13 protein-coding genes and 1 tRNA gene are annotated in these 12,557 nt (G+C 58.8%); 11 read left to right on the plus strand and 3 right to left on the minus strand.

Going from position 1 to position 12,557, the window contains the following annotated elements; all coding sequences use genetic code 11:
- Positions 1-116 precede the first annotated feature (116 nt).
- Entirely contained in the window at positions 117-1,781 is a 1,665-nt protein-coding gene (locus DFS28_RS08925; protein WP_008149415.1) for an OFA family MFS transporter, read from the minus strand.
- A 220-nt stretch (positions 1,782-2,001) separates the two neighbouring features.
- Between DFS28_RS08925 and DFS28_RS08930 the strand changes: the two genes are divergently transcribed.
- The 5 genes from DFS28_RS08930 to DFS28_RS08950 all read left to right on the plus strand — a co-directional run bounded on the left by DFS28_RS08930 (position 2,002) and on the right by DFS28_RS08950 (position 6,222).
- Positions 2,002-2,406: an acetyl-CoA sensor PanZ family protein gene (locus DFS28_RS08930; RefSeq protein ID WP_111449428.1), complete on the plus strand. Its 405-nt coding sequence runs from the start codon at positions 2,002-2,004 to the stop codon at positions 2,404-2,406.
- A 78-nt stretch (positions 2,407-2,484) separates the two neighbouring features.
- Positions 2,485-4,710, plus strand: coding sequence for an AsmA family protein (locus tag DFS28_RS08935; protein WP_111449429.1), 2,226 nt, complete (start codon positions 2,485-2,487; stop codon positions 4,708-4,710).
- The gene (mutY, locus tag DFS28_RS08940; protein ID WP_111449430.1) at positions 4,707-5,774 is read left to right on the plus strand and encodes an A/G-specific adenine glycosylase; all 1,068 of its coding nucleotides are present in this window, start codon (positions 4,707-4,709) and stop codon (positions 5,772-5,774) included. The genes DFS28_RS08935 and mutY overlap by 4 nt, the downstream gene beginning before the upstream one ends.
- Positions 5,771-6,043, plus strand: a complete 273-nt coding sequence (locus DFS28_RS08945) for an oxidative damage protection protein (protein ID WP_008149405.1) — start codon at positions 5,771-5,773, stop codon at positions 6,041-6,043. Before mutY ends, DFS28_RS08945 begins: the two co-directional genes overlap by 4 nt.
- 103 nt (positions 6,044-6,146) lie before the next feature.
- Positions 6,147-6,222 (plus strand) — tRNA-Phe (locus tag DFS28_RS08950).
- Between the two features lie 85 nt (positions 6,223-6,307).
- On the opposite strand, the gene DFS28_RS08955 is transcribed toward DFS28_RS08950, so the two are convergent.
- Positions 6,308-6,757 carry a carboxypeptidase regulatory-like domain-containing protein gene (locus DFS28_RS08955; protein WP_111449431.1) on the minus strand — a complete coding sequence of 150 codons (450 nt, stop codon included), beginning with the start codon at positions 6,755-6,757 and terminating at the stop codon, positions 6,308-6,310.
- Between the two features lie 262 nt (positions 6,758-7,019).
- Between DFS28_RS08955 and DFS28_RS08960 the strand changes: the two genes are divergently transcribed.
- The 6 genes from DFS28_RS08960 (at position 7,020) to vapC (ending at position 10,855) form a co-directional block, all read left to right on the plus strand.
- Positions 7,020-8,078 carry a YhcG family protein gene (locus DFS28_RS08960; RefSeq protein WP_111449432.1) on the plus strand — a complete coding sequence of 353 codons (1,059 nt, stop codon included), beginning with the start codon at positions 7,020-7,022 and terminating at the stop codon, positions 8,076-8,078.
- A 69-nt stretch (positions 8,079-8,147) separates the two neighbouring features.
- Entirely contained in the window at positions 8,148-9,122 is a 975-nt protein-coding gene (locus tag DFS28_RS08965) for an alpha/beta fold hydrolase (protein ID WP_111449433.1), read from the plus strand.
- Between the two features lie 37 nt (positions 9,123-9,159).
- Positions 9,160-9,576, plus strand: coding sequence for a hypothetical protein (locus DFS28_RS08970; protein WP_111449434.1), 417 nt, complete (start codon positions 9,160-9,162; stop codon positions 9,574-9,576).
- A gap of 5 nt (positions 9,577-9,581) precedes the next feature.
- Positions 9,582-10,034 carry a hypothetical protein gene (locus DFS28_RS08975; protein ID WP_111449435.1) on the plus strand — a complete coding sequence of 151 codons (453 nt, stop codon included), beginning with the start codon at positions 9,582-9,584 and terminating at the stop codon, positions 10,032-10,034.
- A gap of 183 nt (positions 10,035-10,217) precedes the next feature.
- Positions 10,218-10,448 carry a type II toxin-antitoxin system VapB family antitoxin gene (gene vapB, locus DFS28_RS08980; protein ID WP_033058311.1) on the plus strand — a complete coding sequence of 77 codons (231 nt, stop codon included), beginning with the start codon at positions 10,218-10,220 and terminating at the stop codon, positions 10,446-10,448.
- Positions 10,448-10,855 carry a tRNA(fMet)-specific endonuclease VapC gene (gene vapC / locus DFS28_RS08985; RefSeq protein WP_111449436.1) on the plus strand — a complete coding sequence of 136 codons (408 nt, stop codon included), beginning with the start codon at positions 10,448-10,450 and terminating at the stop codon, positions 10,853-10,855. Before vapB ends, vapC begins: the two co-directional genes overlap by 1 nt.
- Positions 10,856-10,932: 77 nt before the next feature.
- Here the strand turns inward: vapC and gabP are convergent, their stop codons facing one another.
- On the minus strand, positions 10,933-12,324 hold the full coding sequence (gene gabP, locus DFS28_RS08990) for a GABA permease (protein ID WP_111449437.1): 1,392 nt from the start codon (positions 12,322-12,324) through the stop codon (positions 10,933-10,935).
- Positions 12,325-12,557: the final 233 nt, after the last annotated feature.

A 12,557-nucleotide genomic window follows, 5' to 3' on the forward strand; every position in this document is an offset into this window, starting at 1 on the left:
ACAACTGTAGGAGCGAGCCTGCTCGCGATGGGGCCCTAACATTCAACATCTCTGTCGACTGTCAGGCCGCTATCGCGAGCAGGCTCACTCCCACAAGGGGTATGCGTTTACTTAACTTAGTGGAACAGTACTGCCGTTTTCTGCAGAGTCACCCAAACACCCCACGCCAACGGAATACCCACCACCAGCCACGCAGCCACTGCCAAAGGCTTGGTGCCCGCATCCGCTTTCCACTCCAGTACGGTGCTGCTGTCAGCTCCTTTGTCGTGGCCCAGCGCCTGTTCGGCGGCCAGTTCAGCGTCGGTCATGAAGTACTTGTCAGCCACCGGACGCACCAGCAGGTTGCAGATGAATCCCAGCACCAGCAAGCCCGCGAGGATGTACAAGGTGATGTCGTAAGCCGCGGCGCGTTCAACGCCGATGCTCAGCTGATATTCACGCAGGTAGTTCACCAACACCGGACCCAACACGCCCGCCGCCGCCCAGGCCGTCAGCAGACGACCGTGGATCGCGCCGACCATTTGCGTGCCGAACAGGTCCGCGAGATACGCAGGAACCGTCGCAAAACCACCGCCGTACATCGACAGGATGATGCAGAAAGCCGCCACGAACAGCGCAACGTTGCCCAGGTGACCGAGGTTCGGGATCAGCGCGTACAGGGCAAAACCCAGGGCGAAGAACACGAAATAGGTGTTTTTGCGGCCCAGGTAGTCCGAGAACGAGGCCCAGAAGAAGCGGCCACCGATGTTGAACAGGCTCAGCAAACCGGTGAAACCGGCAGCAATCGCCGCGATCGAGGCCAATTGCGAAGCGTCCAGTTGACCGAATGTCAGGCCGTTACCCAACAACGTGCCAGCGAACACTTCCTGCAACAGCGGAGAAGCCATGCCGAGAATGCCGATACCCGCCGAAACGTTCAGGCACAGCACCAGCCACACCAGACGAAATTGCGGGGTTTTCCACGCCACGTTCACGTGGACGTGACGGTGGGTGATCATCGCGTTGGAAGCTTTCTTCGCCGGAGCGGTCCAGCCTTCAGGCTTCCAGCCGGTTGGCGGAACACGGTAAGACAGTGCGCCACCGATCATGAACACGAAGTAGATCGCGGCCATCACCAAGAAGCTCTGCCATACGCCGACGCTGGTTGGCGAAGCGAAATGGCCCATCAACGCTGCGGCCAGCGGAGCACCCACCATCGCGCCACCACCGAAACCCATGATCGCCATGCCGGTCGCCATGCCGCGCTTGTCCGGGAACCACTTGATCAGGGTCGATACGGGCGAGATGTAACCCAGGCCCAGGCCGATACCGCCAATGACCCCGGAGCCGATCCACATCAGCCATATCTGGTGGGTATAGACCCCCAGCGCTGAAATCAGCAGACCGCCACACCAGCACAGGGCCGATACAACGCCAGCCTTGCGTGGCCCGGCATGTTCCAGCCAGCCGCCCCAGATGGCTGCCGAGCAACCGAGAAAGATGAAGAACAGGGTGTAGATCCAGCCGAGCATCGAGATCGGCCAGTCGCATTGGGACGAGAAGACTTGCGAGATGAAGCTCATGTCCGGCGCGCAGGCCACGGCCTTGGTCACGCCCAGGGCTTTGGACAGTGGCAACCAGAACACCGAAAAGCCGTAGGCCATGCCGATGCAAAGGTGAATGGCCAAGGCGGCCGGTGGTACCAGCCAGCGGTTGAAACCGGGCTTGGCGATGATGCGTTCCTTGGACAGGAACGCGGGCTGGTCGGCTTTGAGGCCGTCCGCCGTGATGCTCGTGGTCATGGTGTATCCCCCAATTATTAGAATGGTTCGTCAGCGCTCCTCACCCCCAGCCTTTATGCGCACGCATGACTGTTTTTGAGGTGAAGCTCCATTTTGGTGCGACATCGCGTCGCAGAAGGACGGACGAACCAGCAAAGGTTACCATCTGTACGTGACAGAAAAACCAAAGTGATATCACCTTTTGTATGTCATCAGTTCTCGTACCACTGAAGGAGCCCTCATGCCGATCATTGTCGAGCCGCTAAACGAAGCCACTTATCAAGATCAGCAAGATCTGCAGAAGATCTACCGCGATGCTCCGGACTGGCTGTTTGCCCCGTTTGCCGGGGAATTGCAGTTGATCGAAGGCTGCCTGCGGGACGGTTCGCTGATCGCCGGCCGCTTCAACGATCGGCTTTTGGGCGCGGCACGCCTGCAACGGCACTCGGATGTCTGGCACCTGTCCCAACTATGCGTACGAAAAATTACCCGTCGTCGTGGCGTGGCCGAGCGACTGGTGAATGAAGCGCAGAAAATGGCGTCGCAAGCGGGTGCGACATTGCGCCTGTTGGCGCCTGCCGGGCATCTGGAGGCACAAGCGCTGGCGGCCAAACTGAAAATACCGCTGGATGTGTTGCCGAGGTGATCGCTGACCGGTCGTCCGCTGCGGAGCGCTATACTCCCCGGCTAAATTTCGAATTCGACTAACTACAAGGACTCGCCCATGAAAGCGTTCGGCAAAATCCTGGGTCTGGTACTTCTCGGGCTATTGCTGATCATTGTGGCGCTGGGCTTTGCCCTGACCCACCTCTTTGATCCCAATGACTATAAAGACGAGATTCGCCAGATAGCCCGCGACAAGGCCCACATCGAGCTGACGCTCAATGGCGATATCGGCTGGAGCCTGTTCCCGTGGCTGGGCCTGGAATTGCACGAAGCCACGGTCGCGACCCTGGCCAAGCCCACCGAGCCGTTCGCTGATTTGCAGATGCTCGGCTTGTCGGTCCGTGTGCTGCCGCTGCTGCGCCGTGAAGTGCAAATGAGCGATGTGCGCGTCGAAGGCCTGAACCTGCGCCTGACCCGCGACAAGGACGGCCACGGCAACTGGCAAGACATCGGCAAGGTACCGGCGCCGGCTACCCCGGCCACACCGCCCGCGACCACTGGCGAACCCGCGACCGAGACCACCGCCCAAGCGGAAAAACCGGCCCAGCCGATTCGCCTGGACATCGACAGCCTGACCGTCAACAACGCCCGCGTTGAATACAGCGACGAAAAAACCGGCAAGCAATTCAGCGCCGAAAGCATCCAGCTGAGTACCGGCCCGGTGCATGACTCCACGAACATCCCGGTCAAACTTACTGCGTTCCTGGGCACCAACCAGCCGGTCTTGCGTGTCCGTACCGAGCTCAATGGCGAGCTGCGTTTCGAGCGCGCACTGCAACGCTACAAATTCGAAGACATGAAACTCTCTGGGGAAGTGGCTGGCGATCCGCTACAAGGCAAAACCATGACCTTCGCCGCCCAAGGGCAGTTGCTGCTGGATAAAGCGGCGAACGTCGCCGAATGGACCGGCATCAAGATCTCTGCCAACCAACTGCGCGCATTGGGTGAACTGAAGGTCAACGACCTCGACAAAACCCCGCAAATCAGTGGCGGCCTGTCGATCGCCCAGTTCGATCTGGCGAAATTCGTCGACAGCATTGGCCAGCAGCTTCCGGCGATGGCTGAAGGCAGCCTGAGCAAAGTCGAACTGGTCAGCCGCCTTGCCGGCACGCCGACCAGCGTGATCCTGGACGACATCAACCTCAAAGTCGACGACAGCACCTTCAGCGGTCGCATCGCCGTCGAGGACTTCGCCAAACAATCGCTGCGGGCGAACCTCAAGGCCGACACCTTCAACGTCGACCGTTATCTGCCACCAAAATCCGCCGAAGCCAACAGCGCGACGCAGGTGCGTCAGGCCGAAGTGGCCAGTACCGAAGCCGACGCCATGGCTGGCCCGGGCAATACCCCGCTGCCGCCAGCACCGACCAAAGACGCGTGGAGCAACGAGCGCCTGTTGCCAGTGGAGCGCCTGGCCAAACTCGACGTAGACGCCGACCTCACCTTCGGTCAGTTGACCCTCGATAAATTGCCGATCCAGAACGCTGCGCTCAAGGCCACGGGCCTGGGCGGTCTGCTGACTCTGGAAAGCCTTCGCGGCGACCTGTACGACGGCAACTTCGACGCCAAAGGTACGCTCGACGTGCGCCAACAGGTGCCAGCGCTGAACATACAGACGAGCATCAGCAAAGTACCGGTGGAAAAAATCCTCGAAAGCCAGGGTAAAAATCCGCCGGTCAAAGGCTTGGTGACACTCAACAGCAACCTGACCGGCAGCGGCAACAGCCAGAAAGCGCTGATCGAAACCCTCAATGGCAATGCCAGTTTCATCATCAACAACGGCGTGTTGCTCAATGCCAACCTCGAACAACAGCTGTGCAAAGGCATCGCCACCCTGAACCGTAAAACCCTCAGCGGCGAGCCACGGGGCAAGGACACACCGTTCCAGGAGTTCAAGGGCAACCTGACCTTCCGTAACGGCGTGGCCAGCAACCCGGACCTGAAAGTGCGCATCCCGGGCATGACCGTCAACGGCGACGGCGACGTCGATCTGCGGGTACTGGGCATGGATTACCGCGTGGGCGTTATCGTCGAAGGCGACAAGAGCGACATGCCGGACCCGGCCTGCCAGGTCGGCGAGAAGTTCGTCGGCATCGAGTGGCCGCTGCGCTGCCGTGGCCCGCTGGAACTGGGCGCCAAGGCTTGCCGCCTCGATAACGAACGCATGGGCCAGGTCGCGAGCAAACTGGCCGGCGAAAAAATCAGCGAAAAAATCGACGAGAAGCTTGGCGACAAAGTCAGCCCGGAACTGAAAAACGCGTTGAAGGGGCTGTTCAAGCGATGATAGCCGAGCAGTTTTCATCGGCGGTGCTGGACTGGTACGACCGCCACGGCCGCCACGACTTGCCCTGGCAACAAGGCATCACCCCATATCGGGTGTGGGTCTCGGAAATCATGTTGCAGCAGACCCAGGTCAGCACGGTGCTGAACTACTTCGACCGCTTCATGGCCTCGTTGCCGACGGTCGAAGCCCTGGCCGCTGCGCCGGAAGACGAAGTCCTGCACCTTTGGACCGGCCTCGGTTACTACACCCGTGCGCGCAATTTGCAGAAGACCGCGAAGATTGTCGTCGCCGAGTACGGCGGCGAGTTTCCGCGGGATGTGGAAAAGCTGGTTGAGCTGCCAGGCATCGGCCTGTCCACGGCCGGCGCTATCGCCAGCCTGAGCATGGGCCTGCGGGCGCCGATCCTCGACGGCAACGTCAAACGGGTGCTGGCGCGCTTTACCGCGCAAGAGGGCTATCCGGGCGAGCCCAAGGTCGCCAAACAGCTGTGGGCCAACGCTGAGCGCTTCACGCCGCATGATCGGGTCAACGCCTACACCCAGGCGATGATGGATCTGGGCGCGACGCTCTGTACCCGCAGCAAACCGAGTTGCCTGCTCTGCCCGCTGGAAAAGGGCTGCGAAGCGCACATGCTCGGCCTGGAAACGCGCTACCCAATCCCCAAACCGCGTAAAGCCGTGCCACAGAAGCGTACGCTGATGCCGATGCTCGCCAACGGTGACGGCGCGATTCTGCTTTACCGTCGCCCTTCCACGGGCTTGTGGGGCGGTCTATGGAGCCTGCCGGAACTCGATGACCTCGACGACCTGCAACATCTGGCTTCGCAGCATTCGCTGGAGCTGGGCAGCCAACAGGCGCTGCCGAGCCTGGTCCACACCTTCAGTCATTTTCAGTTGTCCATCGAACCCTGGCTGGTTCAGGTCCAGGAGGCCGGCCATCACGTGGCCGAGGCCGACTGGCTCTGGTATAACCTCGCCACCCCGCCGCGCCTGGGCCTTGCCGCCCCGGTCAAAACCTTGCTCGAACGCGCGGCCGCCGTATTGAACGCAGGAGAGTCGTCATGACCCGCACCATCATGTGCCGCAAGTACAAAGAAGAATTGCCCGCCCTGGAGCGTGCTCCATTTCCTGGCGCAAAAGGTCAGGACATTTTTGACCACGTCTCGGCCAAAGCCTGGGCAGACTGGCAAAAGCACCAGACCCTGCTGATCAACGAAAAACGCCTGAACATGATGAACGCCGAAGACCGCAAATATCTTCAGGGCGAGATGGACAAGTTCTTTTCCGGCGAGGAATACGCCAAGGCTGACGGCTACGTTCCGCCGGCTGAATAATCCCGCTTTTTCGAGGGTCGGAACGTAAGCGACGGTAATAATTAAAATTTTTTTGAAAACTTTCTTGACGACCCCCTGAAAAACCAGTTTAATGCGCCCCGTTGCCCAGATAGCTCAGTCGGTAGAGCAGGGGATTGAAAATCCCCGTGTCGGCGGTTCGATTCCGTCTCTGGGCACCAAATACCGAAAACCCTGAATCGCAAGATTCAGGGTTTTTTTATGCCTGGGATTTGATCAGACCTCGCGCAAGTCGTCTCTCTTTGGCTAGTTTTCACTACCCCAATGGAAGACCAGATTGCGAGCAGCACCGCTTCCTACCTCCGCCGTATCACGCCGCTCCTCACCATTACGTGTCGCGACGACGGTGTACTTGCCAGGTGGCAGCTGTACGTAAACCAACGGGCCGGCCTCACTCAGCGTCAGCACGGGCGACCCTGGGGTTTTCTGAATGACCAGATTCACATCCGGAACATATTCGTCCTTCGGTCCGGTGGAGAAGGTCATGTGCAGGTTGTAGCCCTGCGTTTGTTGAATGGCTTTAGCCTCATCCTCTCCAACCCCTCCGGACAGGTAAGTAATCCCGTTTTGCTGTTGCTGCTGGACTTGCACACCGGTGCTGTCGATCGGTTCAAGACTGGCGGCGTTAAGCACGACTGGAAACATCAGTACGCCGACGGCGGCGATGGGCAGCATGAATGAATGGACGTTCTTCATGATGGTGACTCCCGGGTTGCTCAGAACCCAATCGTTACTCTTCTTAGATTTGTTACAGAATGTTCAAGTTTTAGATCGATTAGCACTTGAGCTAACTGCGAATCGGACTACGTGATGTATTCCTCATGCACGTGCTGTCGTCGGCGCGGTCCTGCAAAGCAAACTCGCCTTTCCTTCCGATTTACCAGCAACGCCCGGCATCGCGGACTATCACTCTCTTGCCATCCTCTTCCGCCTGTTTCCTTCAGCCGCGGAAAATGTCATGAGTCCTCTCAAACCCGGTAACACTCAAGATTCACAGATCACTTCACTGCTCGGCAATCTTGGCGAGCTGATCCGTGAAGCGCGTCAGAAGGTGCTGCGAGCGGTCGATACCGTCCAGGTGCAAACCTGTTGGCAGATCGGACGGCATATTGTGGAGTTCGAGCAGGAGGGGGCTCGGCGGGCGGGTTATGGGAAGCAGTTACTGGCGACGCTGGCGAAGAGTCTGACAGCAGAGTTTGGCAAAGGCTTTGACATCTCCAACCTTCGCTACATGCGCCTGTTCTATCAAGCATTCCCAATTCGTGACGCACTGCGTCACGAATTGAGCTGGACCCACTACCGCAGATTGCTACGAGTCGAGAACGATCACGCTCGCCATTGGTACATGAACGAGTCAGCGATGCAGAACTGGTCAAGTCGCGCCCTCGAGCGCCAGATCAATACCCTCTATTACGAACGCTTGCTGGCAAGTCGCGACCGGCCGGCCGTCAAACAGGAAGCCGCCATTCATATCGAGCAAATGAACGCCAGCCCTCGGGATTTCATCCGCGACCCAGTGCTTCTGGAGTTTCTCGGCCTGCCCAATGCGGGCTTGATCCAGGAAAGCGAACTTGAACAAGCCTTGATCAATCAACTCCAGGGCTTCCTGCTCGAACTGGGCAAAGGCTTCGCCTTCATCGCTCGCCAGCAACGCATCAGTACCGAGAGCAAGGACTTCTACATCGATCTGGTGTTCTACAACTACCTGCTCAAGTGCTTCGTCATCTTCGACCTCAAGCGCGGCGTACTGACCCACCAGGATGTCGGCCAGATGGACATGTACGTGCGCATGTACGACGACCTCAAGCGCGGACCGGAGGATGGTCCCACCGTCGGCCTCATTCTCTGCGCGCAAAAAGATGAATCGGTGGTGCGCTATTCGGTGCTGCAAGGCAACGAACAACTGTTCGCCAGTACCTACAGACTGGTACTGCCGAGCGAGGAGGAACTTCGCACAGAACTGGATCGGGAATGGGCGGTGCTTGAGGAGCGATTACTCAAGCAGAGGCTCCGATAAGCACGGGCGGATTGTTCATACGCTGCGTGAAGACTATCGTTGGCAGCTACCCGCAAAGGTCCGACGCCGATGAATTTGCAGGACATGCCCTCACTGGCACCCACTCAAACCGAGTTGCCACCGCGCACATCTACGGCAGGCGAACCGTTCAAGGAGCTCGCCGCAGACGGCTACAGCCTCGGCGGTTTTACCTGGAGGCACCCCCGCCAGGACGCTACCCGCCCGGTCGTCATCATCAACGCCGCCACCTCCGTCCGCTGCCGCCATTACTCGCGCTTCGCCGATTACCTGTTCGCCAACGGCTTCGACGTGATCACTTACGACTACCGTGGCATCGGCGAATCGCGACCCGCCTCGCTGAAAGGGCTTCGGGCTTCATGGTCAGATTGGGGCGCGCTGGACTTTGAGGCGATGCTCAAGCGCGCTCAGCGTGAATTCCCCGGGCAACCCATCGATGTTGTAGGCCACAGCTTTGGAGGCTGTGCCGCGGGCCTGGGAGCTTCCGGGCATATGATTCGACGTCTAGTGACCGTCGGTGCGCAATTCGCTTACTGGCGCGATTACTCGCCCGCCCATCGCTGGCGGATGTTCGGCAAGTGGCATCTGGTGATGCCGTTGATGACATTGCTTTGCGGCTACTTCCCCGGCAAACGTCTCGGCTGGCTAGAGGACACGCCCGCCGGCGTGGTTCGCGATTGGAGCATGCCCACCGCGCATTACGAGAAACGCCCCAGCGGTCGCGTCCTTCACGCAAAGTCCGGACGACTGCCCTTCTCATCCGTCACCGCACAAAACCTGGCCATCAGCATCAGCGACGATCCTTACGGCACGATTCCAGCCATCGAACGGCTGCTGGGTTACTTCACCAACAGCACGAACGCCCACTTGCGAATCGCCCCCGAAGACATCGGCGAACAAGAAGTCGGACATTTCGCCTTTTTTCGTAGCCCATACCAAGCCACACTATGGCCCATTGCATTGTCCTGGTTGCAGACCGGCAAACTGGCCCCCGACACACCTGGGCGGCTCGTGCCACGCAACTGACTGATGCGCCCATTCAACGGAATACGGAACGACGCCCATGGCATCCGCCAACAAGCAGAACAAACGCGCCACTCGCGCCAAAGCCAAGGCCAAGCAGAACCGCACCCAACGGGCTGCCGCGCCGGTCGAGCTGGACCCGAACGACGACCGCATCGACTTCGAATCGGTGGACTTGACCGACCTGTTCAAAGAAATGATCGACGCACAAAAGATCAGCCAGCAAGCCATGTGCAAGGTCTTCCTTGAACACCCGCTGCTCGCGCTGGTGCTGGAGCAGGAAGGCGAAGAAACAGCGACAGACTTTATCGTCGCCGCGCTGATCGAGTACCGCCAATGGTCCACCGAAGTGGACGAAGCCGGCGCACTGGCGTGGATCGAATCCCCGGCCTTCCAGGCTGACTACGTGGCGGCGTCCGACGCCATCGCGGCCCAAACACAACCGAAAGCGAACTGAATTTAATGGCCTCCCTGAACAAGCAACAGAAACGCGCCAAACGCGCCAAGATCAAAGCCAAACAAATCAATATCCACGGCAGAAAACCCGCCGCACTGGACGATGACCTGGGCGAAATCGGCGAGCCGATCCCGGAATACACCCTGGCGATGTTCAGCAAAATGCACGACGCAGAAGCCACCAGCCGCAATGACATGCTGCTGACCTTGTTGTCGAACCTCGCCGGAATCATCAGCGACCATCCAGAACTGCTGGACATGGAAAACGCCGACAACGAAGCCATGGCCGCCACTCACCTGGCCGCCGACATGCTGATCGATTACCGCATGTGGGCCGACGGCATGGACCGCGACACCGCCCAGGCCTGGCTGACGGATCCGCAGTTCATCACTGACTTCGGCACGGCGCTCGACAGCTATCGCGAGTCGCTGGATGCACAGGAAGAAAAGGCTGAGTAAACACTCGCCTCAGAAACAAAAACGGCCGCTTGTCATCACTGACAGCGGCCGTTTTTTGTGGAAGCCACCCACCTGAAACAATCGATCATTACCTCTCGTCAACAACTATGTATATCCCATTGACATATCCCCCAAGAGATCTATTCTCTGGACTCACAAACCCCGCAAATACAGGAGGCCAAAATGGAACAGACCACCCTTTTCATGAGCAATCGAAGCCAGGCTGTCCGCCTCCCCAAAGCTGTTGCGATGCCAAGCGACGTGAAACGAGTAAACGTAGTTGCCATCGGCAGAGCTCGCATCATCACTCCCGCAGATGAAACATGGGACAGCTGGTTCGACGGGGATGGCGTGAGTGCAGATTTCATGACCGATCGTGAACAACCCGCCGATCAGGAGCGTGAGTCGTTCTGATGATCAAATACATGCTCGATACCAACATCTGTATCTTCACCATCAAGAACAAACCGCAAATCGTACGAGAAGCTTTCAACCGTCATGAAGGGCAGCTATGCATCAGCGCCGTCACGCTGATGGAGTTGATTTACGGTGCGGAAAAATCAGCAGCACCCGAAAAAAACCTCGCTGTGATCGAGGGTTTTGCGGCACGCCTTGAGGTCTTGCCTTTCGACAATGAAGCAGCCTCGCATACCGGAATGATTCGATCCGAGCTGGCCAAGGCTGGCACGCCTATCGGACCCTACGACCACATGATTGCCGGCCACGCGCGTTCACGCGGATTCATAGTGGTAACCAACAACCTGCGAGAGTTTGAAAGGGTACCAGGGCTACGCGTAGAAGACTGGGTTCACCCCGATTGAGCTCAGTACAACTGACAGAAACAAAAACGGCCGCTTGTCATCACTGACAGCGGCCGTTTTGCGTTATGCGGTGCGAATCAGTTCAGCACCACCGCGCCCATCTTCTGCAGCTTGCGACGACGAGCCACAAACAAACCGGCAGCCACCACCAGCAAACTCAGCAGACCGGTCGCCAGGATCTCCACGCGATGCGCTTCCTGGAACAGCATGATGGTCAGGGCCGCAACGATGAAGATGATCACCGCGTAGGTCAGGGCCGGGAACAGCCACATGCTGAAGGCGATTTTTTCACCGCGTGCCATGCGCTGCTTGCGCATACGCAATTGCGAGATGGCGATCACCAGGTACACCAGCAGCGCGATAGCGCCGGAGCTGGCCAGCAGGAATTCGAACACGGCGGCTGGGGCCACGTAGTTGGCGAAAACCGCGATGAACGCAGCACCGGTGGACAACATGACGGCCCAGTACGGCGTGCCGCTCTTGTTGGTGCGCTGGGAAACGGCCGGTGCATCACCGCGCTTGCCCAGAGAGAACATCATGCGCGAGGCGGTGTACAGCGCCGAGTTCAGGCAGCTGGTCACAGCAACCAGCACCACGATGTCGACGATCAGCTTGGCATTCGGGATGCCCATGCGCTCGAGCACAGTCTGGTAGGAGCCGACGGCTGCCAGTACCGGGTCGTTCCATGGCACCAGGGCCACAACGATGAAGATCGACACGAGGTAGAACAAGCCAATCCGCCAAATCACCGAGTTGGTGGCCTTGGAAATTTGCTGGCCAGGGTTCTTCGATTCCGCGGCCGCGATGGTCACGATCTCGGTGCCCATGAAGGAAAACATGGTGGTCAGGATCGCGCCCAGCACGGCGCCCATGCCGTTTGGCAGGAAGCCCTGGGTGTCGAACAGGTGCGAAACGCCGCTGACCTGGCTGTTGGGCAGGAAGCCGAAGATCGCCAGAACGCCGAGGCCGATGAAACCGATGATCGCCACGACTTTGACCAGGGCGAACCAGAATTCGAATTCACCGTAGTTCTTCACGCTGAACAGGTTCGTCACCGTCAGCAGCAAGGTGATGATCAAGGTGAAGGCCCAGATCGCTACATTCGGGAACCAGGCGTGCAGGATGGTCGCGGCGGCGTTGGCTTCCAGCGGAATCACCAACACCCAGAACCACCAATAGAGCCAGCCGATGGTGAAACCGGCCCAGTGACCGATCGCGCGATCGGCGTACGTCGAGAAGGAGCCTGTGTCCGGCGAGGCCACGGCCATTTCGCCGAGCATGCGCATCACCAGCACCACCAGCATACCGGCGGCAGCGTAGGCCAACAGCACGGCCGGGCCTGCAGCGGCGATGGCGTGGCCGGAGCCGACGAACAGGCCGGCACCGATAACCCCGGCGATCGACAGCATGGTCACATGACGCGGTTTGAGCCCCTGTTCGAGGCCATTGGAGCTTGGGGTACTGCTCATTGAAACTACCTTTGTAAGGAAAAGCGATGACGTCCACCCGGTGTGGCGATCCTTCTCGTAAAAAGAAACCAACGGGGCGTTCCGTATTCTGCACGCAATAATTGCGCCAAAATATTACAGAACGCCCAAGCATGGGGCTCTCCGCCAGACCGGACATTTATCGCAAGTCATTGAGATTAATGGCAATTCGCCAGAGCGTTACCCTGCGACCCACTTTAAGAACAAAACAGCGC

It is taken from the genome of Pseudomonas sp. 478, assembly GCF_003254125.1.
In the GTDB taxonomy this organism is placed as follows: Bacteria; Pseudomonadota; Gammaproteobacteria; order Pseudomonadales; family Pseudomonadaceae; genus Aquipseudomonas.

Coding starts and splice junctions, on each gene's coding strand:
- DFS28_RS08960 (WP_111449432.1), top strand. CDS start 7,020: ATGAGTCCTCTCAAACCCGGTAACACTCAAGATTCACAGATCACTTCA.
- DFS28_RS08965 (WP_111449433.1), top strand. CDS start 8,148: ATGAATTTGCAGGACATGCCCTCACTGGCACCCACTCAAACCGAGTTG.
- gabP (WP_111449437.1), bottom strand. CDS start 12,324: ATGAGCAGTACCCCAAGCTCCAATGGCCTCGAACAGGGGCTCAAACCG.
- DFS28_RS08970 (WP_111449434.1), top strand. CDS start 9,160: ATGGCATCCGCCAACAAGCAGAACAAACGCGCCACTCGCGCCAAAGCC.
- DFS28_RS08925 (WP_008149415.1), bottom strand. CDS start 1,781: ATGACCACGAGCATCACGGCGGACGGCCTCAAAGCCGACCAGCCCGCG.
- DFS28_RS08930 (WP_111449428.1), top strand. CDS start 2,002: ATGCCGATCATTGTCGAGCCGCTAAACGAAGCCACTTATCAAGATCAG.
- DFS28_RS08945 (WP_008149405.1), top strand. CDS start 5,771: ATGACCCGCACCATCATGTGCCGCAAGTACAAAGAAGAATTGCCCGCC.
- vapC (WP_111449436.1), top strand. CDS start 10,448: ATGATCAAATACATGCTCGATACCAACATCTGTATCTTCACCATCAAG.
- vapB (WP_033058311.1), top strand. CDS start 10,218: ATGGAACAGACCACCCTTTTCATGAGCAATCGAAGCCAGGCTGTCCGC.
- DFS28_RS08935 (WP_111449429.1), top strand. CDS start 2,485: ATGAAAGCGTTCGGCAAAATCCTGGGTCTGGTACTTCTCGGGCTATTG.
- DFS28_RS08955 (WP_111449431.1), bottom strand. CDS start 6,757: ATGAAGAACGTCCATTCATTCATGCTGCCCATCGCCGCCGTCGGCGTA.
- mutY (WP_111449430.1), top strand. CDS start 4,707: ATGATAGCCGAGCAGTTTTCATCGGCGGTGCTGGACTGGTACGACCGC.
- DFS28_RS08975 (WP_111449435.1), top strand. CDS start 9,582: ATGGCCTCCCTGAACAAGCAACAGAAACGCGCCAAACGCGCCAAGATC.